Origin of the sequence: Parabacteroides sp. FAFU027 (genome assembly GCF_022808675.1) — a bacterium.
Lineage (GTDB): Bacteria > Bacteroidota > Bacteroidia > Bacteroidales > UBA7332 > CAXXIC01.
Genome location: NZ_JAKZKV010000007.1, coordinates 51,715 through 74,252 on the forward strand (window position 1 = coordinate 51,715; position 22,538 = coordinate 74,252).

16 protein-coding genes are annotated in these 22,538 nt (G+C 44.2%); 6 read left to right on the forward strand and 10 right to left on the reverse strand.

The annotated features are described in order from the left end of the window. The first annotated feature begins 55 nt into the window (after positions 1–55). From MLE17_RS11955 to MLE17_RS11965, 3 genes are all read left to right on the forward strand, one after another. Complete coding sequence (locus tag MLE17_RS11955) at positions 56–1,036, forward strand: HlyD family secretion protein (protein ID WP_243346945.1); 981 nt, start codon at positions 56–58, stop codon at positions 1,034–1,036. Positions 1,037–1,135: 99 nt separating this feature from the next. Next, positions 1,136–2,305, forward strand: coding sequence for an ABC transporter permease (locus MLE17_RS11960; protein WP_243346946.1), 1,170 nt, complete (start codon positions 1,136–1,138; stop codon positions 2,303–2,305). 355 nt (positions 2,306–2,660) lie between these two features. After that, positions 2,661–3,908: an ABC transporter permease gene (locus MLE17_RS11965; RefSeq protein ID WP_243346948.1), complete on the forward strand. Its 1,248-nt coding sequence runs from the start codon at positions 2,661–2,663 to the stop codon at positions 3,906–3,908. Between the two features lie 69 nt (positions 3,909–3,977). On the opposite strand, the gene MLE17_RS11970 is transcribed toward MLE17_RS11965, so the two are convergent. The 10 genes from MLE17_RS11970 to MLE17_RS12015 all read right to left on the reverse strand — a co-directional run bounded on the left by MLE17_RS11970 (position 3,978) and on the right by MLE17_RS12015 (position 16,896). Beyond that, positions 3,978–4,622, reverse strand: coding sequence for an energy transducer TonB (locus tag MLE17_RS11970; RefSeq protein WP_243346950.1), 645 nt, complete (start codon positions 4,620–4,622; stop codon positions 3,978–3,980). Between the two features lie 3 nt (positions 4,623–4,625). Then, on the reverse strand, positions 4,626–5,624 hold the full coding sequence (locus MLE17_RS11975) for an energy transducer TonB (protein ID WP_243346952.1): 999 nt from the start codon (positions 5,622–5,624) through the stop codon (positions 4,626–4,628). Between the two features lie 64 nt (positions 5,625–5,688). Further along, positions 5,689–5,880, reverse strand: coding sequence for a hypothetical protein (locus MLE17_RS11980; RefSeq protein ID WP_243346953.1), 192 nt, complete (start codon positions 5,878–5,880; stop codon positions 5,689–5,691). Then, on the reverse strand, positions 5,861–9,520 hold the full coding sequence (locus MLE17_RS11985) for an AAA family ATPase (protein ID WP_243346954.1): 3,660 nt from the start codon (positions 9,518–9,520) through the stop codon (positions 5,861–5,863). The genes MLE17_RS11980 and MLE17_RS11985 overlap by 20 nt, the downstream gene beginning before the upstream one ends. 100 nt (positions 9,521–9,620) lie before the next feature. Continuing rightward, on the reverse strand, positions 9,621–10,829 hold the full coding sequence (locus tag MLE17_RS11990; RefSeq protein ID WP_243346957.1) for an exonuclease SbcCD subunit D C-terminal domain-containing protein: 1,209 nt from the start codon (positions 10,827–10,829) through the stop codon (positions 9,621–9,623). 198 nt (positions 10,830–11,027) lie between these two features. After that, complete coding sequence (locus tag MLE17_RS11995; protein WP_243346962.1) at positions 11,028–11,462, reverse strand: cold-shock protein; 435 nt, start codon at positions 11,460–11,462, stop codon at positions 11,028–11,030. 33 nt (positions 11,463–11,495) lie between these two features. Beyond that, complete coding sequence (locus MLE17_RS12000) at positions 11,496–12,617, reverse strand: DEAD/DEAH box helicase (protein WP_243346963.1); 1,122 nt, start codon at positions 12,615–12,617, stop codon at positions 11,496–11,498. 632 nt (positions 12,618–13,249) lie between these two features. Next, on the reverse strand, positions 13,250–14,728 hold the full coding sequence (gene ilvC, locus MLE17_RS12005; RefSeq protein ID WP_243346964.1) for a ketol-acid reductoisomerase: 1,479 nt from the start codon (positions 14,726–14,728) through the stop codon (positions 13,250–13,252). A 135-nt stretch (positions 14,729–14,863) separates the two neighbouring features. Next, positions 14,864–15,751, reverse strand: a complete 888-nt coding sequence (locus MLE17_RS12010; protein ID WP_243346966.1) for an AraC family transcriptional regulator — start codon at positions 15,749–15,751, stop codon at positions 14,864–14,866. 335 nt (positions 15,752–16,086) lie between these two features. After that, a complete protein-coding gene (locus tag MLE17_RS12015) occupies positions 16,087–16,896 on the reverse strand; it encodes a hypothetical protein (protein ID WP_243346967.1) in 810 nt (269 codons plus the stop codon). 896 nt (positions 16,897–17,792) lie between these two features. On the opposite strand from MLE17_RS12015, the gene MLE17_RS12020 reads away from it, so the two are divergent. The 3 genes from MLE17_RS12020 to MLE17_RS12030 all read left to right on the forward strand — a co-directional run bounded on the left by MLE17_RS12020 (position 17,793) and on the right by MLE17_RS12030 (position 22,312). Beyond that, entirely contained in the window at positions 17,793–18,599 is an 807-nt protein-coding gene (locus MLE17_RS12020; protein WP_243346968.1) for a hypothetical protein, read from the forward strand. 318 nt (positions 18,600–18,917) lie between these two features. Next, positions 18,918–19,706: a hypothetical protein gene (locus MLE17_RS12025; protein ID WP_243346970.1), complete on the forward strand. Its 789-nt coding sequence runs from the start codon at positions 18,918–18,920 to the stop codon at positions 19,704–19,706. A 143-nt stretch (positions 19,707–19,849) separates the two neighbouring features. Beyond that, positions 19,850–22,312, forward strand: coding sequence for an immunoglobulin-like domain-containing protein (locus tag MLE17_RS12030; RefSeq protein ID WP_243346978.1), 2,463 nt, complete (start codon positions 19,850–19,852; stop codon positions 22,310–22,312). Positions 22,313–22,538: the final 226 nt, after the last annotated feature.

Genomic DNA, 22,538 nt, shown 5'->3' on the forward strand with positions numbered 1-22,538 from the left:
TTAATCGGCCATCAAGTCCCCCTTCGGGGGATTTAGGGGGTCTATCACTACAAACATGAAAAAGAACAGACTTTTCTGGGTATTTCTGATTCTGCTGGCTGGAATCATAGCCGCAATCGTTATCGGATTTTTATGCCTGAAACCTCAACAGGAGGTGATTCAGGGACAGGTAGAAGCAACCGAAGTACGCATTTCGGGTAAAGTGCCCGGACGCATTCAGGCTTTTCGCTTTGCCGAAGGAGAAAAAGTATCCAAGGGAGATACGCTGGTTATCCTTGATTCTCCCGAAGTACTGGCCAAACTGACTCAGGCAGAGGCGGCTGAAAATGCGGCACAAGCGCAAAATATGAAGGCCATCAAAGGTGCCCGTCAGGAACAGATTACCGGTGCTTATGAACTGTGGCAAAAAGCCATTGCAGGCCGTGAGATTGCCCATAAATCGTTTGACCGCGTGCAAACCTTGTTTGACAAAGGCGTGGTAGCGGCACAGAAACGCGATGAAGCCGAGGCTAATTACAAAGCCTCCGTCGCCACCGAAAAAGCCGCTAAATCTCAATACGACATGGCCAGAAACGGAGCGGAACGTGAAGATAAGCTGGCTGCCGCAGCACTGGTTGACCGTGCGAAAGGTGCAGTGCAGGAAGTCCGGTCTTACCTGAAAGAAACGGCCCTTACCTCTCCGGTTGATGCTGAAGTTTCGGAGCTTTACCCGAAAGTGGGAGAACTGGTCGGTACCGGAGCACCCATCATGAACCTGGTGGACCTAAACGATAGCTGGGTGGTATTCAACGTGCGCGAAGACCAGTTGAAAGAGCTGAAGATGGGTGCAACCTTCAAGGCTAAAGTTCCGGCATTGGACAATAAAGAGATTACGCTGAAAGTAACTTTCCTCAAGGATATGGGTAGCTACGCGGCCTGGAAATCAACCAAAGTAACCGGACAGTTTGATGCGAAAACCTTCGAGGTGCGTGCCCGTCCGGTGGAGAAAGTGGCTGATTTACGTCCTGGAATGTCGGTGCTGCTGGTTAGGGATTGAGGGAATGAAGGAATGAGGGAGTGATAATTAGCAAATTGGGAAATTAGTAAATGAGCTAATTGTTTCTGCATATTTCAATGGTAAATTGTAAATGATTAAATGGTAAATAATATAGGTCTTCTCCCCGTTATCCGTCGGGAAATACGGCGACTCGTATCGCATCCGATTTACGTCTTTACGATGGTGATTGCGCCGTTGTTTTGCTACTTCCTGTTTACTTCGCTCATGAAGAACGGATTGCCGACCAATCTGCCCGTGGCGGTGGTTGATTTGGACGGGACATCAACATCGAGGAACGTCATTCGCCAGCTGGATGTTTTTTCCCAAAGTCAGGTGGTGATGGAATTGGCTCAGTTTACAGAAGCCCGTTCGGCCATGCAGGAGGGAAAGGTCTATGCCGTGTTTGTCATTCCGCGCCATTTCACCCGCGATTTGGTGAATGGAGAGCAACCGAAGATTTCATTTTACACCAATAATACCTTTTTCATTGCTTCGTCTTTGGTTTTCAAAGATATGAAGACCGTATCGGTATTGGTGTCGGGAGCAGCAAATCGCAAAACGCGTCTGGCCAAAGGTCAGGAGATGCGGCAGATTATGGCGCAGCTGCAACCCATTGTGGTGGATTCGCATCCGTTGAGTAATCCGTGGATGAACTATTCCATTTACCTCAATAATATCTTATTGCCTGGAGTGTTACAATTGCTGGTTTTGTTGCTGACCGTTTATTCAATAGGGATAGAAATCAAGCAAAAAACGACGCTGCACTGGCTGCATACCGGCGGGGATTCGATGACGGTTTCCATTATCGGTAAACTGTTGCCACATACGGTCATCTTTACGTTGGTGGGTGTATTCTTTCAGGTGTTGCTTTACAAATACCTGCATTTCCCATTGATGAGCGGTGTCTGGCCAATGGTGCTGGCGCTCTTGTTACTTGTCATGGCATCGCAGGCACTGGGAGTATTCTTTATCTCGCTGCTGCCGGTGTTGCGGTTGGGATTGAGTGCGGCGAGTCTGATTGGGGTGATTTCCGTTTCGATGTCGGGATTTTCCTTCCCCGTTTTTGCCATGGCCAAACCGTTACAGGTACTCAGTCATATTTTCCCGTTGCGCCACTACTTCCTCATCTATGTGGACCAGGCGCTGAACGGCATTAGTATGTACTACTCACGGGTAGATTATCTGGTATTGGTCGGATTCATGTTGTTGCCGTTGCCTTTTTTACCCAAACTCAAACATGCTTTGAAATATAAGGAGTATAAAATGTAGTATTCCCAGACATAAGAAATCAGACAAGTGATAAAAACGCGAGGGGGTCGCTCGGAAATGCAAGGGAGTCACGTAGAAATGCCCCGTCGGCATGCAGAAATGTGAGAGAGGCGTGCAGAAATGCATCAGCGGCACCCGGAAATGCGAGGGAGTCACGCAGAAATGCCCCGTCGGCATGCAGAAATGCGAGAGAGGCACGCAGAAATGCTCCGTCGGCATGCAGAAATGCGAGGGAGGCGTGCAGAAATGCATCAGCGGCACGCAGAAATGTGAGGGAGACTGACTCCCTGCCATTTTTCAGTGCCGCTACCAAAGTCCTGACTCTTTTATCTCATGGTCTTTAATCTAAAAAAATATGACCGAAACAAAACTATACCGCTTTCTGCGGACCGTGATTGCCGACATCTTCTCTGTCTGGTTTAAGGAGCTGAAAAGTGTCTTTTCCGATGCAGGGGTAATCATATTCTTTTTGGTGGTTCCCTTCGGATACCCGCTGCTCTATTCCTACATGTACAATAACGAAATGGTACGTGAGGTTCCCATGGTGGTAGTGGATCAGAATCGCTCCTCTATGAGCCGGGACTTCATCCGCCGTATTGACGGAACCCCTGATGTACATGTCGTTTCCCGCTGTACGGAAGTGAGTGAAGGACAGGAACTGATGCACCGTCGTCAGGCGTATGGTATCCTGCTTATTCCCGAAGATTTCAGCCGGAACATTGCCCGGGGAGAACAATCGACCGTCTCGCTCTACAGCGACATGAGCAGTATGCTCTTTTACAAAGCGATGCTCACGGCCTCTACCGATGTTTCGATGAAGATGGGTAAAGAAATACAGGTACGCAATCTGGGTAACGTTACCCAAACCCAGGGCGACCGTATCACTACACCTGCCGGATACGATTGGGTGCCGATGTTTAACCCGCAAGTGGGATTTGGTTCGGCTATGGTGCCGGCTATTCTGATATTGATTATCCAGCAGACACTTTTACTGGGTGTGGGTATGCTCACCGGAACCAGCCGCAATCATGCAAACCGTACCTTCCCGCTCGAATTCGGACATCATCATTTCATCGGGAGCCTGCGTATTGTAACGGGAAAAGCGCTGTGCTATTTCATGATCTATGCACCGGTGTGTGCGTGGGTACTACGTGGCGTGCCTTCTATCTTCGACTTCCCGATGGTGGGGCATCCGGGACAGATTATGCTCTTTCTGCTGCCATACCTGTTGTCGGCTATCTTCTTTGCCATCACACTGGCAGGGGTGATTCGTGACCGGGAAACGCCAATGCTGATTTTTGTCTTTACCTCCGTTCCTCTGCTCTTTCTGGCGGGGGTATCGTGGCCGCAGGCGGCAATTCCGGTTGGATGGAAATGGTTTTCCTATCTCTTCCCTTCTACTTTTGGAATTCAGGGTTTCTTGAAACTAAGTACAATGGGGGCTGACCTTCATCAAATCCGTTTCGAATACATTGCCCTATGGGTCCAAACTTTTGTCTTCTTCACCACAGCGTGCATCTCGTATCACTTTGTGATTACGGGTAATAAACTGAAAAGGCTCCGTGCCATGCGCATGCTGAAAAGGATTAATCTAATCCGATAAAAGACTTTTGAAAGTGACTATATTTAGTTTCTTGATTAATGCACGCCGGTCTGCGAAAGTGGGTCGGCGTTATTTTTTGGGAGGTAAGGTAAAACGGATGGGAAGGGTGTATTTTACAGGAACTGCTTTCCCGCCTTGTTTTCCCGGAATCCATTTGGGCATTATTGAAATAAGACGAACTGCTTCAGCATCGAGTCGTGGATTAATGCCCCGCACGACATTAATATCTGAAATTGCACCATCTTTGTTTATCACAAATGTACATATGACCATCCCTTCTACTTTATTCATCTTGTCTAATGGTGGGTAAAATGGTGGATAGATAAGTTTTTTATCAATAAATTGATTCATTGCATCTCGGCCTCCAGGAAACTCGGGCATTTGATCAACTATAATATATGGCCCATTATTGTCATCTGTATTTTCTACACGAGCTAGACCTGCAATTGAATAACAAGCAAAAACGTGTGAGCCATCATTTTCTTCTGAATCATTATCGCTTCGTCTTTCTTTTGCTGAATCTGACTTTTGTTTATCCAACGCTTTTTCTGGATTCTTTCCTGTCTTTACATTACAAGCGGTTACACCCACAATCAACGCACCCACCATCAACTTGGGACGTACAAACATACTCCACCCTCCCGACTTATCAGCCAAATAAGAGAAGAGACGAAACAACAGATGAAAGGTATGGAACTGGATTTTTCTGGACATGGGTTATTTCTTTTTATGGGGTGGTGTAAAACGGATGGGAAGGGTATATTTTACCGGAACTGCTTTGCCTCCTTGCATTCCGGGTTTCCATTTAGGAAAAGTCTTTATAATTCGTACTGCTTCTTCATCAAGTAATGGATCTAGCCCCCTTACAATCTTAATATCTGAAATTACTCCTTCTTTACTTACAAGGAACTCACAGAGGACTGTTCCTTTTATATTTGAATCAAGCAGTTCTTTTGGATAAATAATATGCTCATGAATATAATCCATCATTGCTTCATTTCCTTTTGGAAATTCTGGCATACTTTCAAAGATTAATATTGGCTCTGGAATATCGTTATTATCGGAGATAGTTGAATCTTTTTTATATATAACAGTATCAGATAGAACGACAGAATTCTTTTGAGTCTTGGAGTTTGTCGGTGTTGAAGATTTATACGTCTCCTTTGGAATTGTAAATCGGATAGGTAATGTGAAACGAAGTGGAGAAATATCTTTACTGTCTTTATTCCATTTCCATCTTGGAAAAGATTTAATTACCCTTACAGCCTCTTCATTAAGCAATGGATGGACGCCTTTAATGATTTGTACGTCTGAGATTAAACCACTTTTGTCAACGAAAAAATTGTTGATAACCAACCCTTCTATTTTCTTTTCAATAGCTTCTTTTGGGTATACCATGTTTTTTGAAAGGAACATCATCATACTATCTATTCCACCGGGATATTCAGGCATGTCTACCATATAACAAGTAGGCATAATTTCTTCCTTTATCATTCCCGAATCCGGAACTACAGTCTGTGCCGGAGGTGTTTTTTCATCTTCATAAGGCTTTTGCGCAACCGCTTTTTCCGGTAAAACCAATCCCAACGAAAGAATAATTGAACCCACCATCAGCTTCGGACGTACAAACAGTGCAGCGCCATTCGTGCGGTCGGCAAAATAGGTCAACAGGCGAAAGGTAAAACAGAGGAAATGGTATTTGGATGAAGGTGTCATATAAATTCTATTTTTGAAGAAATCAAAGATAGTTAAATAACGATTAAAGGCTATATATCAGTATCTAAATTGTAGTTATTCTACGACAGCCGGTAGAAAAACTACGAGAGCCAGTAGTAGCTTCACGACAGCTGGTAGAAGAACCACGAGAGGTGGTAGTAGCTTCACGAGAGCCGGTAGAAGAACCACGAGAGCCGGTAGTAGCGTTACGAGAGCCGGTAGAAGCACCACCATTCTCATACAATCTCCACCGCACTCACGCCGTTGCTGCGCTTCTTCACCACGATTTGAGTAGGAATACGTTCTTTGAGGCTGTCCACGTGCGAGATGATGCCGATCATCTTGCCTTGTGACTGAAGGGTTTCGAGGGTGGCAATCACCGTCTCCAGGGTATTGGCATCAAGCGTTCCGAAACCTTCGTCGATAAAGAGCGACCCGATGCGGACATTGCGGCTGGCGATGTCGGAAAGGCCGAGCGCCAATGCCAGGCTGATGAGGAACTTCTCACCCCCGCTGGAGGTCTCCACGTAACGCATTTCGTCGGTCTGGTCGTGGTCGATGAGGACAAATTGCAGCTCCTCACCCGCTTTATATTTGTCGCCCATATAGAGCGAATAGCGGTTGTTGAGTTTGGATAAATGGTGGTTAGCCAATCGAATGAGGTGCTTCAGGGTCAACCGCTGGATGTAGGTGTTGAACGAATCCTTTGAACCGCCCAACCGAGAGTAGAGGCTTTCCCATTTCCTGACTACCTTTTCTTGTGCATTGATTTTCTCCACTACCTCCTGATTTCGTAGCTGAATCTCACCGTCCTTGCGGAAACGCTCTGTGATTTCGCCCAACTGCTTTTGCATCGCACCGCGATCAGCTTCGCACTGCTGTTTTTGTGCCAATGCCTCTTCGGCAGACTGTTCGAAGTTTTTATTTTGCAAGTGAGAATCCGACTCCGACTGTCGCTGCTTTTCGAGGGTAATGAGTTCCAATGCGGTATCGTCAAGCTGCTTTTTAAGCACATCAAGTTGTCGCTTCCGCTCATCGGAGAGCAAGGCCTCCTCCACCGCTGCCCGGGTGAGAAACGGCGTATCGGAGAGCTGTGCAGCCAGTTGCTGCTGCAAGGTATCGTAATTCTCTTTTTGTGTCAATGAATCCTTCGAAAGCGTCTCCAGTTCGGTGCGGGTAGCAAGCAGTTTTTCCTGAATCACACTCCGTTGGTCAGTGGCCGACTTCAACTGTTGCTGCGCCAATTGCACTTGTCGGGTCAACTCCTCCCGCTGCTTTTCCACCGACAGTTCTTTCGGTAAAATGGAGATCCGCTGCTGCTCCTTTTCGGTAAATTGAACTGTCAACTCATCGTATTGCTTTTGCAATTGTTGCAGGGCGGTCTCTTTTTCGGCAGCCAGTTCACCCTGTGATTTCAGTTCGGCAGCCAGTGTATGGATGTCCGTCAAAAGCTTATTTTGCAACGTGGACTGTTCCTTATATTGACTAATGCGTTTTTGCAGACTGGCAATAAACGACTCGGTCTCTTCCACCTGCGGCAATGCGAATCCGTATTTGTCAATACTTTCCGTCAATTGATTGACCACGATTGCCAACTCCGACTGCAATCGCTCCGCCTCTTTCTGGTCAGTTTCCAGTTGTTGCTTCAACGCCGATTGCTTTCCCCGAAGCTCCGTCCCGTTATTGGTGATATCGGCAAATTCATTGGAGAGTGTCTGAATGTCGGACTGTAACTTTTCCCGCTCCTTCTGTAGCTGTTGCGCTCCGGCAATCTGCCCCTCCAGGGTCTGCAATGCCTGATTAGCCTCAACCAATCCGGCAGCCAGAGTTTCTTTATCGGTGATTGCAAAGGAAACATTTCCGGCCTGAAAATCGGCTTCCAATTGCGCCTGTTGTGCGGCCAGTTGTGCTGATTGCGTTGTGCCTGACTCGATACGAGCCTGCACGGCTGCGACATTTGCCGAAATGGCATTCAGTTCGTTTTGCCGCTTTTCGACCAAAGCTTTTTCCTCCGCGACTTGCTTCTGCGTGGCAGTTAGCTCCAACCCGGCGTACTGCTTCACATAAGGGTGAACGGTGGAACCACAAAGGGCGCAAGGCTCTCCTTCCACCAGCTTTTTCCGTTCCTCTTCGTAGCTTTTGATGCGTGATTCTAGCTCCAGAATCTGCTCCGACTTCTGCATCAATGCTTTGGCATTTCCCAACGCCTCTTGCTGTCTCTTTTGTTGCGATTGAAGCGTTTTCTGATTTTCCATTTGCACCTTCAATCCTTCATCCAGCTCTTTTTTCTGCTGAGATAAACTCAGAAAAGAAGCCGATATCTGCTGCAAACGGCCAAACAAGGCCTGCTTAGCCACCCATTCATCCTTCTGCTTCAGGTATTGTTCCAACGGATGCTTTTCGAGCGTTTCGGCCAGCGACTTTTCCTTCGTTTGCGATTCTGCTAATTGCGTCTTCCTGGTCGAATATTCTGCCAGAAGTTTCGCGATTTGCTCATCGACCGATTGCAGCAGCTTGCCGTTTTCCTCCAGACGGGAAACGGTTTTCACCTGTTGCATGGCCAGTTGTGAACGGATGCTGAAGTGCTTCACCCATTCTGCCAGCGAAGTTTCGATTTCGGGTAAATCCTTTTCTGATTGCAAAAAAGCCTCTACCTCTTTCAGTTGAGCCTGATATTGGGTAAATACCGACTGTTTGGTGGAAATATTCTTCTGCAAGAGGTCTAATGCTTGAGCGTCCGCCTTCTTCGCATCACCGGTTCGGGTGATTTGCTCCCCGATGCTACGAAGTTCAGTATCGAGTTGCGTCACTTTATCCAGTTGCGGTTGCCAGTTGCGGAAATGCTCTTCGGCGGTCTGATGGGCCGATTGCTTTTGCTGCAATTCTCCGTCAGCATTCTTCAACTGCACGGATTGTTCCTCCTGTTGCTGCAAAAGTTGTCTGTTCCGCTCCTGCTTCCGTTGCAACTCGGTTTCGGTGCGTTGCAGTTCTGTAATCAACGGTTTGAAAGGTTCCGCCTTTTGATGGGTTTCAAGGGCCAGCAATTCCGGCTGTAGCTGTTCACTTCGGGTAGTGAGTTCCACCTGGCGGGCGGCAAGTTGTTGCTTCCGGGCCGTTAATTTTTCCTCCGCTTCGTACCAGGCGACCATCCGGTTGGCTTCTTGCCATAAAGTATCCGACGCTTTTACTTCGTCATTTAGAAGGACCTGACGACTCGTCAATTCTGTTCGTTGCTCCTCTGTCAGCAGGTCTGCATTATTGATTTTGGATTTGATGGCATCGAGGGAGCTGCTTTCCGCGTTGATACGGCTGCGTACCGCCTCCCCGATTTTCTTATAAATCTCCTGTCCGGTGATTTGCTCCAGCAAAGCCCCTTTTTCCGATTGTTTGGCTGACAGGAAAGCGGCAAACTCGCCCTGTGCCAGCATCACCGAGCGGAGAAACTGCTTGTAGTTGAGCTGGGTAATCTCTTCGATTTTCTGCTCCTTCTCGCTCTTCTTCTCGGCGATGATGGTTCCGTCTGTCAGGTTCTTGAGCTGGACGGTTTCAATCGGCTTCGTGAGGCGGACACCCCCCTTGCGGGTCAGTCGAATGGACCAAAACGCTTCGTATTTCGCATCGTTGGTCTCGAATGTTACCCGTGTAAAGGCGTCTTCTGCTCCGCGGCTCACCACATCTACTAATCCGGTCGCAGCCTGCGACTGGTTGAATCGCGGCACATCGTGATAGAGTGCGATGGTAATGGCATCGAGTATGGTGGTCTTTCCCGCACCCGTCGGTCCGGTAATCCCGAAGAGGCCGACACCGCGGAATTTTTCGCCCTCGAAGTCAATCTCCACGGGGGATGCTGACTTCAGCGAATTGATATTTTGTAATTCTATGCGAATGATTTTCATTGGAATTGTTTCTTTTACAAACCTAACAGGTTTTCAAAACCTGTTAGGTTTTGGGTTATTCTGACGCGATTCATCGCATCCGAAAACAAATACAAACACCTCACTGCCCCTGTACCAATTGCAATATCTCGTGAAAGGCATCCACGATTTCGGGGTTTTGTTCCAAATCGAAATCTTCCTCTTTACATTTCAGACGGAAAACTTCCACCGGATCCAGGTCATTGATATCCAGTTCCTGTTCGGCATATTGCCCTGCCCCATTGACCTCTTTCGTCTGGCTATAAGTTACCCGAAGCACCTCAACATTCAGCGGTTCAGCCACTTTGTTGATTTCAGTATAACTGAGAATTGCATCAGGTTTTCTTTCCAATATCACCTCTACCCAGGGAGTGAGGGCATGCTCTTGCTGTGCGATCAGTTGCAATTTCGCCACGCATTCGTCATACGTTCCCCGGATGCGGTTGATGTGACGAAAAGCCGGAACCACAACGGGACTAATCTCTTTTATCTGAGCATCTTTTGTCTCGATAAGCAATACCTGTTTTTCCTGATTCACCTCGCTAAAGCTCAACGTCAGTGGCGAACCCGAATAGCGGATATGCTCCTTCCCTCCTACCTTTTGTGCTCGGTGCAAATGTCCCAACGCCATGTAGTCGAAGGTTTCGGGAAAATCCTCTGCTCCGATATCGCCCAGATTACCAACATAGATGCTCTGCTCGCTGTCCGATACCTTTCCGCCAATGGCAAAGAGGTGTCCCATCGCGATAGTCAATGCTTTTTCCGGTTTATTCTCCTCGCAGATACGTGCCACGTCGTGGTAATGCCGCATAAGGGCCAGTTTGTAGCGCTCCGTAATCTGATCGAAGCTCTCTCCCGCCACAGCCCGACGAATATCCTGGTCACGCAGGAAAGGAACGGCAGCGACCTGAAGCTTTTCACCGTTGCACTCCACAGTAAACACCTCATCGCACAATTCTTCAGTCGCCTTTCCCACCACTTGTACGGACAGTGCATGCAGCAACTCCTTCGGAGCATCGAGCGTACCCGGAGCATCGTGGTTTCCTCCGGTGATAAACACGGAATGACAATTCGTCTGACGCAGATTCACCAGAAAGTCATAGTAAAGCTTCAGGCTTTGGGCCGAGGGCGCTCCCGTATCGAATACATCCCCCGCCAAAAGCAGCACATCAATCTGATTTTGTAAAATATAGTCTGACAGCCAGTGTAAAAAGAGCGAATGCTCCTCGTATTGGGAGTGTTCATGTAGCCGGTGGCCGAGGTGCCAGTCGGAAGTATGGAGTATTTTCATTATAGGATCAAATGAGGAGAATTTTTTTTGAGAAGAACAAAATTACGGTTTTCGGATGCAACAACAAATTAATTTACCGGAGAAAATGTCTTTACTTTTACCATGAAAAAAGCGGCTTCAGCCTATCGCTGAAACCGCTTCAATGAGTATTTATAACTCCGGATAAAACCGGAACTCTATTCTGTTATAAAAGAATGATTATTTGGTCAACTCAATTCTGACCGCATTCATTCCTTTCTGGCCACGCTCCAGTTCAAACGACACCATATTGCCTTCAGCAATCGTATCGGGAGCATTGTTGATGTGAAAGAAATATTTCTCCGTACTACCCAGGTCCTTGATAAAGCCATACCCTTTAGCTGAGTTATAATGCTCTACGCGACCTTTCAGTATAGGATCTTCTACGTCTTCTTTTTTAGGAGTGGAAACTGCGATGGATTCCAGATCCACTTTGCTTTTTTTGGTGGGATCCGGTGGAGTGTCGGTAATCATACCATTTTCATCCACATAGGCAATCATATCGTCAAACGATTTGCTACCACTGACTTTGCGCTCCTCTTTGCGCTTCTGTTTTTCCAGTTTCTTAGACTGTTTCTTCTTTTCTAACTCTTTCTTATTAAATGAAATCGCCATTTATTTAGTATTTGTTTTTTATTGTTTCTTATCTTATGCTGGAACCGACAGAGTATTCAGCTTCTTACCCGTCAGCTTTTGAATCTCCCTGACCATCGCCTTTTCTTCCGGAGAACAAAACGTAAGAGCCGTTCCGTTATTCCCGGCCCGTCCGGTGCGGCCGATGCGGTGAACATACGTCTCAGCCATATCCGGCAAATCGTAGTTGATTACCAGCTCCAGATTGGCGATATCAATACCGCGGGCAGCAATGTCCGTAGCGATGATTACGCGGGTTTTACCCGACTTGAAGTTGGTAAGGGCTCTCTGACGGGCATTCTGGGCCTTGTTACCGTGAATTGCTTCACAGCCTATTCCTTTTTTATTCAGGATTCGGGCCAGTTTGTCCGCACCGTGTTTAGTACGGGAAAAGACCAGTACCGATTTATCTTTTTGCTGATTCAGCAGCGTAATCAACAAGTCGCTTTTTTGCGGTTTCTCTACAAAATAGAGATGCTGATCCACAGTCTCCGCAGCCGATGATACGGGAGCGACTTCTACCCTTGCCGGATTCTGCAACATCGATTTTGACAGGCTGGCAATGGCATTCGGCATCGTTGCCGAGAAGAAGAGCGTTTGCTTCTGCTTGGGCAACATCGGGAGTATGCGTTTGATATCGTGGATAAATCCCATGTCGAGCATACGGTCGGCCTCGTCGAGGACAAAATGGCAAATATTCGCCAGACTGATGTGCTTCTGGGCTATCAGGTCGAGCAATCGTCCCGGAGTAGCTACCAGGATGTCTGTACCCTGCTTAATCTTATCCACCTGCGGGCGTTGGTTCACCCCGCCGAAAATCACTGTATTGCGCAGATTCGTATATTTGGCATAATCAGTAAAACATTCGTCAATCTGAATCGCCAATTCACGTGTCGGAGTAAGAATCAAAGCCTTAATCTCCCGCTTTCTTTCCGATTTTGACTGGCAAAGCTGTTGGATAATGGGAATGGCAAAAGCTGCTGTTTTCCCCGTACCCGTCTGTGCGATACCTAATAAATCGCGGCCGGCAAGAGCGACCGGGATTGCCTGCCCCTGAATGGGAGTCGGCTTATCGTATTTTTTGTTCGTCAGTGCCTTCAATATCGGCTCTGATATTTGTAATTCTTTAAATGTCATAATTTGTTCAGCTGCATCACTGCGGCCATCTTTTGATAATTAATTGAAATAAAATGCTGGAATGTCGGGATTAAATTGTTCAATCGGGAATCTGTTCCGGAACCAACAGAGGGTAAAAGCACGCAAAAGCCAATGAAGATTCTGATCTCCATTGCATCCTGGCTAATTTGCTGCCAATATACTTTTCCCCAAAGAAAACGATTTAATCATATTCGTAAAAGTGTGTCACGACCATTGTTTTCACACTTTCGCGACCGGGTTATCCAAACAAGGAAGCTGATTTTGAGGTCGATTTTTAACGATGAGAAGTTCCGCCGACAAGGGCGAATCAAAGCATTGCAGAGAATGATTTCAATATTAACTTGATTGTCGAGAGTACAAAGATACGATATTTATCTGAGATTCAGAAACTCTCTGATTTTTAGTGTAAAAACACGATATAATGAGAATCAGCGGTTAAAAACCGCTGCACCCGTAAGGTTCTGCTGAAAATGAAAGTTTATCTATCCCCAACTCATTCTCTTTATTCCGTTCAAATAAAAAAGGTGCTCCATCATTGATAGAACACCTTCTTATTATTTATAGAATCCTTTAAACTGATGCTTAAAAGAATTGAGTTTAAAATCAGCGGATTAACCTACGATTTTTTTCATTGCAGTCATCGCCTGACGAAGTTCAGCACCAACGATTTCGATTGGGTGGAAACGGATCTCTTCGTTTACAGCGATCAAAGCCTGGTTGTCAACGCCGTTACCTTTACCTTCAGCAAAAGCTTTACCGATTACGTTAGTATCGATTTTCTTCATGAAGTCAGTCAACAACGGTTTGCAAGCGTGGTCAAACAAGTAACATCCGTACTCAGCAGTATCAGAGATAACACGGTTCATTTCGTACAATTTTTTACGAGCGATAGTGTTAGCGATCAGCGGAGTTTCGTGCAATGACTCGTAGTATGCAGACTCTTCTTTGATACCTGCTTCAGTCATGGTTTCGAATGCCAATTCTACACCGGCTTTCACCATAGCTACCATCAATACACCGTTATCGAAGTACTCTTGTTCAGAGATTTCTACGTCACCGGCAGGAGTTTTCTCAAAGTTGGTTTCGCCTGTAGCTTTTCTCCAGGTCAACAGGTTGATATCATCGTTAGCCCAGTCTTTCATCATAGTAGATGAGAATTCGCCAGACATGATGTCATCCATGTGTTTCCAGAACAAAGGACGCATGATAGATTTCAATTCTTCAGCCAAACCGAATGCTTTGATTTTAGCAGGGTTTGAAAGACGGTCCATCATGTTGGTGATACCACCGTGTTTCAACGCTTCAGTGATCGTTTCCCATCCGTACTGGATAAGTTTAGATGCGTAACCAGCGTCGATACCTTTTTCGATCATTTTGTCAAAGCAAAGGATAGAACCTGTCTGCAACATACCGCAAAGGATAGTTTGCTCACCCATAAGGTCAGATTTTACCTCAGCAACGAAAGAAGAGTGAAGACATCCCGCACGGTCACCACCGGTAGCTACAGCATACGCTTTTGCATAAGCCCATCCTTTACCCTCAGGGTCGTTTTCAGGGTGAACAGCCAACAATGTAGGTACACCGAATCCGCGAACATACTCAGCACGAACCTCAGAACCCGGACATTTTGGAGCTACCATGATAACGGTAATATCTTTACGGATTTGCTTTCCTTCTTCTACGATGTTGAAACCGTGAGAGTAAGAAAGAGCAGCACCTTGTTGCATCAATGGCATAACTGCATCAATAACTGCAGAGTGTTGTTTATCTGGAGTCAGGTTGATTACGAGGTCAGCAGTTGGGATCAATTGCTCGTAAGTGCCTACAGTGAATCCGTTTTCAGTAGCGTTAACGTAAGAAGCTCTTTTTGCATCAATAGCCTCCTGACGCAATGCGTAAGAGATATCCAGACCAGAATCGCGCATGTTCAAACCCTGGTTCAAACCCTGAGCGCCACAACCTACGATAACGATTTTTTTACCTTTCAGCGCGTTAACGCCGTCAGCGAATTCGCTTTTGTCCATGAATTCGCAAACTCCCAATTGATTCAATTGCTCTCTCAAAGGAAGCGTGTTGAAGTAATTAGCCATGTTGTTTTTTATTATTTAAGTGAATGATAATCTGTATTCTTGACGGTAAAAGCATCACCGTAAGGATTGCAGGAATTTTTCCGGATGCAAAGGAAATCAATATTTATTACATACGCGTGTAAAAAGGCATGTTATTTAGGTACTTTTCATGGATTCGCTCCGAAAGCGCAGCGGGGTCATACCTGTCATTTTCTTGAAAAACTTGGTAAAATAGGACTGGTCCACGAAATTGAGCTGATTGGCAATTTCCGAAACACCGAGGTTTGTATGCACCAAAAGGCGCTTTATTTCAAGCAGTTGTTTTTGCTGTAGAATATCATTGCTGGTTTTACCCGTCAGTTGCTTCACGGTTTGCGTGAGGTGGTTAGGCGTGATGGCCAGCATTGAGGCGTATTCGTTGACCGAATAGTTATTTTGGTAGTTTTCTTCGACCAACTGGAAAAAGCGTTTGACCAGCAAATGGCCTTTTCCTTTGACCAGCATCTGCTCATCCACTTTGTAGAGTGAAGCGGCATACACCAGTATCAGATCCAGCAACGAGCGCAGCAATTCTTCCGAATACTCAGCCTTGCCCACTTCGCTAACCGCCTGTATGAACAGCTTTTCCAGAAATGTAGTCTCCTGCTCGTTTTCCAGATGCAATGGAGGGTTGGTCTGCTGGACGGTAAAGAAGAAGGGAAACTCCAGCAAGCGATTCTGGTTGCTTTGGTTGATGAGGTAAAAATCAGATGTAAATAGGAAAATGTAGCCTTCAATGTCTTTGCTCAGCTCCAGTTTGTGCGCCTGCCCCGGCGACATGAAAAAGATGCAGGGCGGTTGTACCTGGTACTGTTTATCATCGATCACATGTACTCCCGAACCCTTATAGAGATAGAGCACCTCGAAAAAATCATGCCGGTGCGGATATTCCACCGCAAAGTGACGATTGGCATCAAACACCTCTACCTGAAAGGCACGGCTGCCCAACTCGCTCTTGCTGAAGTTGCGCAACGAATAGACGGGAAGTGTTGTGCTGGTTTTCAATTTTCGGGATATATTTTCATGACCACAAAGATAATGAAAAAAATGCGGGGTCATTTTGCAATACTTCGTGGTAAAACCGGTCGTTTCACAGCGAGAACGAGTGCCACGATTTTGCAGGAGATAATTTCCAGGCAAGAATGCCCCTGCAAATTGCAGCGAATAATTTCACGATGAAATTATCTGTCGCGGTTTTGCAGGAACTCAGAACTTCGTGAAATTGGGCGTGTCTCAAAAGGTCAAGCCTAACAGGTTTTTAAAACCTGTTGTTATGACTTGAAGCGGCTAGGTACTGATCGGATGATTCCAAGTCATCTGATCAGTCGTATCCCACCACATCACTTCACGGCAAAGATCCGTGTCACGGCACCATATTTCGCATCATGAGGTTTACCGTCGACACCCACATCTCCATAATGCAGTGTCACCGACACCACCAGAGAATCATTTTCGCTCAGCTTCCCTCCTGCCTGTTCCGCCACACTCAACACAACTTCCTGACCCGGAATGACACCTTTGGCCGGAATCCACTCCGACTCATAGTATGCACTGATACCGTGACACAGCTCATTGACTGGCATCGCTTTTTCCCGCTCTGCATTATACTGCATATCCGAAATGATGGCAAACCGGATTTCATACCGCATCCAGCTCTTTCCGGGGAAGTTATACAGGTGATTCTCACCATGCGTTTCCGGGATGCGTATGCGTGCAGTGAGATGCTCCCGATCCACCACTACCTCCGGCAATTTTTTGACCACGTTATTGAAGCTTTGGTTCTTACCAAAGTCAAAGCCATCCAGCATCTCCCGGTTTTGGGATAAACAAATCCCCCGCACTCCCCGGTCATGATGTTCATCTTTTTTGAGCATCTGCATCATCAGTGCATTCAACTTACCGGAACTGCTGTAGTCCGAGCTATACGTATTAATCTGAAGATTATCCCGAATCACCCTGCCCATCGCGCTACAGGTGGAAAACTCAGTATTGTTCTCACGGATACGGATACAACTATCCGAATTCTTAATCATTTTTTTAGTCGGTCCGCCTTTCCTCCGGACAACAATCTCATCGACACCATGCATTTTATACATGGACAAATCTTCCAGTTTGCCCGTAATATTCAAAAGTCCTTTCAGTTTGGCCATAATATATCGTTTTTTTTTATGTGATTAATTAGTCTGCACCTACCCTGCCCTTCTTATGCAACCGGTGGTATAGGGGATAGCTAAGGCTATGTAAGGAGTATAACAAAGATACAATAATTGGGGACTAAAAAGGGATATCACAGGGATATTACACTATTTATTTCTGTTATATCCCTGTCTTATCCCTGTTATATGGCTGGTTTATCCCTGTTTTATGGAGCCTTTAGGTACGCTTAGGGTAAGAAGTAGGTAGGGAGGAATATTGAATTTGGAATACAATCATATTTTGTATAGTTAGATGCTTTGATATAATAACGATAGCCCATAGGTCTTTGCTGAACAGGAGAGCAAAACCCCTTATGCTAAAATGTGCAAGATGCCGGATAAATGAATCATTCCAAAAGACAATAGCTTATTCCGTTTTTTGTTTATATTTGCTAATCTGAATTTTCTTTCTGAATTAACCAAAATGAAAGTCAGGAAGCAATTAAGCACCAACAAACCGTCAAGGAGTTTGACCAAATCACCCTCGTTCGCGCGAGTTTGCAAGGTAACTTCTGGCGCGGGTTTAGCGAAAGCGTAACCCGTGCCCAAAACAAAGACAGCTTGTAGCTGTCGTAAATTAATGATAAGTAGTGGACTGGTATTATTGAAAAACATAGACGGAGTAAATATTGCAGCTTACCTGACTATACCGCAGCTACAAGCTGCTCGAGTTAGGCTTTACTAAACGCGCTAGAGGGAAATACGGTAGAATTATACTATTCAGAAAGATTAATGGGAAATGGATTGATTGCATTTGTATTTATGCTTGGGTATCCTGAAAGAATAATAATCAACTACCGTAAATAACCTTCTAAACAGATATTACAATCAGACACAAATTGGATAAAACTATGATTCGACTACTATCCCCACTGACACTTTTACTAGGACTTCTTGCTTTTGGTCCTGTAGCATATTCATCTACAAAAATCATTTTTAAATACAGCAAAGGACATAATTCCTGGAACAACCCAGGAATCTACGGAAATAGTGAGCAGATTGAATATACACAAACGAATGATAATAACTTTAGATTAACGCGTTTCTTTAGAGTTGCATGTTCTGCTGGCAAAAACGGCAGGACATTCACAAAAGACACAACCGAGTTTTCCACTAAAAAACATGCTATGCCAAATAAACATTACGTTAAAAACTGGCTTATTCAACTGAACACTCATAAAGAGAACTATAATGACGCATTTGTAAAACCATTATTGACAAAGCCTGATAAAAAAACAATTGCCTATGTGGCAAAATCAATAGATCAGGAACTTTTCTTTGACAAAGACTTCAAAAAAGAACGGAAAACCATAACTAAGAAAATCCAAACCTTTTACAGGCTCGATTCATTTCTGATTCAAACAAAACCCAATATTGAAAACTCGTTTGTAGTTACTGATGTCTGGCATAATCTTAGAATAGAAGTGATTAATAACAATGACTCAACAATATACCAAAGTCAATTTTGGGATCCATTCGGACAACCTATCTCACGATATGAACACTATAAATATAGAAACGAAATAAATATCATCAATCTTGAAGCAAATATCTTTGCACGAGCTTTTCTTCCTAAAGGATCACTTACATTCAAAATACTTGACATCAACAACGTAAAACAAGAATACATCAAATGGTGCTTAAAAAAATATTTTTAGAGTCATAATCTTCCCTCGTTCGCGCGAGTTTACAGGGTAACTTCTGGCGCGGGTTTAGCGAAAGCGTAACCCGTGCCCAAAACAAAGACAGCTTGTAGCTGTCGTAAATTAATTATAAGTAGTGGACTGGTATTATTGAAAAACATAGACGGAGTAAATATTGCAGCTTACCTGACAATACCGCAGCTACAAGCTGCTCGAATTTCCAGCACGAGGTAGGCTGCGCTAAACCTCGCTAGAGGGGGATTAACCTGGATACTCAAATACCATAAATCAACTATTGGCAACACACATAAAAACAAACACAATCAAACACTTATGACTGAAACTAAATTATCTATTTCTGATTCTATGAAATCGGGCTTCCAACTATGGAAAAAGCACCTTCAAAAAATAATGGTTGTTGGGCTGATTGTTTATTTTCCTACTCAAATTTGTATTGAATTAATATCAGTCCTTTTCGAGAAGGTATTCTCCATTGAAGAAAACTTAAATAACCTAAGTCTGATAAACAATACGTACGATATGATAAGGTATTTAATCGGCTCTGTTGCTTTGCTCGGTATTTTAAATTTTATCACAAACAGACTGGAAAAAGAAGATGACGAAGAACAAAGTATTAAAGACATTATATTACATGGGCTAAGAAAATGGCCAACTTTTATAGGTGTCGGATTTATTGCTGGAATAAAAATCTTAAGTTATGCTCTTTTATTAATCGTTCCTGGAATATATAAATCTGTTCGTTTATCATTTATTGATTGTGAAGTTGCAACAAACGATGACAAAACGATTGATTCATGTGATGCTAGTGAAAAATTGGTAGATAATCATTGGTGGAGAGTATTTGGCTTCTCATCCTTAATGTTTTTGCTTCAAGTATTATTGGAGCTTCTGTTTGTAATACCATTATTTTTGAATTCAGAATCCAATATTATGTCCTTGCTTCTTGGTGTAACAACCAAGTTATTAGAAACCTATTTCATTGTTGTTAGAGCAAACTATTATTTCAGACTAAAAAGACAAAAAGATCACGATAATATCACGACTGAAATCAAGGATGATTTTAATGAAACGCAACAAGGAACAGCTATGACGACTATATAAAGAAAAAAACGACAGCCTGCCCTCGTTCGCGCGAGTTTGAATTGTAACTTTTGGTGCAAGACGAATAAACGAAGAAAAACGAATGACCGCGAACTCATTTCAACTGACCTTTTATAACCTTAGAAATAACCAATCTAATCACTATGAGAACCAGAACATTAAGAAACAAATCAAACCACCGCAATGCATCAAACAGGAATGCATTTCTTGCATTTATTTTGTGTGCTGCATCAATTATGATTTCATTGCGAACGAATGCACAAGACAGCACATTGAAAGTCCATTACACTTTCGAAAAAGGAACCTACGCAGATAGTGTTACAGACAATTCCGGGAATGGATGCAATGGTGCATTGAAAAATGGTGCAACAGTAAGGAAAATAGGCCGTTTCAATATTCTGGATTTGGGGTCGGCAAACGGATACCTTGATATGGGGAAGAAGACGGGGACTATCATCAAATCCTTAAGTGATTTCTCTATTGCTCTAAATGTGTATGTGGATCAGGCTACGGATCTTAGTGCTTATGGTAATTTTATCTGGACATTTGCCAAATCCGATGATATGGCAAATACAGCTAATGGAAATATGTTTTTCTCTGCCAAAGAGACACGCTATGCCATTTCTCCAAACAATTGGTTAAGTGAAACAACGCTCACTTTATATAGTCCTTTGACTCAGGGAGCTTGGCAACATATCGCTTATACTCAATCAGGAAATACCGGAACGATCTATATCAATGGAATAGCATATTTATCAGGAACCATCCAGACTAAACCTTCAACTTTGGGGGCCACCACAAGCAACTATTTAGGAAAATCCTGTTATGCAAGTGATGTGTATCTGCAGAAATCCATGCTGAATGACTTCCAACTTTATAGCCGGGCACTTACCGCTAAAGAAGTTGTCAGTTTGGCTTCCCAAAAAGCAGGATTAGACAGCGCCCTGGTGATTCAACAAATTGAGGATGCAAAATCCAACTTAATATTGAGCGGATTAGATTCTGTCAAATCTAATCTAACCTTACCCACCTCAGGACAAAGCGGTGTGGTCATAACCTGGAGTTCGGACAATGTGAATGTCATTTCAAAAACAGGAGTAGTTACCCGTCCTGCATCGGGAGCATCAATTGCAACAGTAAAACTGACGGCAACACTTTCAAAAAACGGATTTACTGCAACAAAAGAATTTATTGCATATGTCATTCCTTTCCTGTCCGATCGTTTAAGTGTAAAACAAGATTCTGCTAATCTGATCCTCTATGGAACCCTGAATGCTCTTAAACAAAACCTGATCCTTCCGGTGAAAGGTTTTGAGGGGTCAACCATCACATGGAGCTCCAACAAACCCGACACCTTATCAAATACGGGCTCTATTCTGAATTATTCTGCTAAAAATACCGGAAAGACTAAAGTAATACTGACCGCTACCCTATCGAAAGGAAGTGAATCAATCACCAAAACCTTCGAAGTATATATTGTCGAAGCAGATACTTACGCCGGGTATCTGTTTGTCTATTTTACAAATGGCTCAGAAGCCATCCATTTTGCCCTGAGCGATGATGGATATAATTATAAGGCATTAAACAAAAACAATCCTGTGCTTAGTTCGTCTGCCATCAGTTCGTCGGGAGGAGTGCGCGATCCACACATTTTTCGAGGAGAAGACGGCAACTATTATATGGTAGCCACAGATATGGTCTCGGCATTGGGATGGGATTCAAACCGGGCTATGGTACTTCTGAAGTCATCCAATCTAACCGATTGGAAATCAAGCGTGGTTAATATCCCGAACACTTACCCTGAGTATAGTTCAGCCACTCAGGTTTGGGCTCCTCAAACGATCTATGATCCGACTGTAGGAAAATACATGATCTATTATGCTATGCGTCTTGGGACCAACACTCAAAAAATATATTACGCGTATGCCAACTCTGACTTTACCAAATTAGAAGCAAGTCCTAAGGTATTGTACGAAAAACCCAACACCGGAATTATTGACCCGGACATCATCCTCAAAGACGGAATCTATCATTTGTTTTTCAAAAATGAAATTAATGCATCGGGGCTGCAAAAGGCAATATCAAGCAACCTGACCGGAGGATATGCGATTGATAATAACGCTAATTTGGTTCAGGGTTTTGAAGGATCGTGTGTATTTAAACAATTCGATTCCAATACCTATATCATGATGATAAATGGTTATGTCACCTCAACCAGTACTGATTTGGAGAATTTTTACGCTATTACCAAAACAGCATCCTATGATTTTTACCCTGTTCATGGAACGGTCATGCCGATTACAGTTGCAGAAAAACAAGCATTGAATGCTAAATGGGGAACTACCGGCATAGAATCAATCTCTGAAAAGAATGTTTTGGCTGTCTATCCCAATCCGGTAAAGGACATTCTTCACCTATCTATCAATGAAAACAACACGGAAATCACAGCAACAATTTACAATTTAACCGGAAAGGAACTGATTTCTAAAACAATCCAGGCCAATAAGGCACAAATTGACGTGTCCGGGTTGCCTTCCGGTATATATGTGATTTGTTGCAAAACGAAAGACAGAGTTTTGGGCTTTTCAAAGTTTATTGTATTGTAAACGCCTCTCTGGCGTGAGTTGTAATGATGCACGTATCCCAGAGGTCTTAATTGAACGCAAAGAAAGACATCATTGAATATAAACACTTTGCACCTTAGTAACTTTGTGTTTAGTTTGACTTTTGGGATATCCCTCAGTAGTTGAGCGAAGCGTCTCGCTTCGTTCAAACTAAAAGCAAAGCTCCCGCTTTGCCAATAATCGGGAAGCAGGAGTTATATATTTTGAT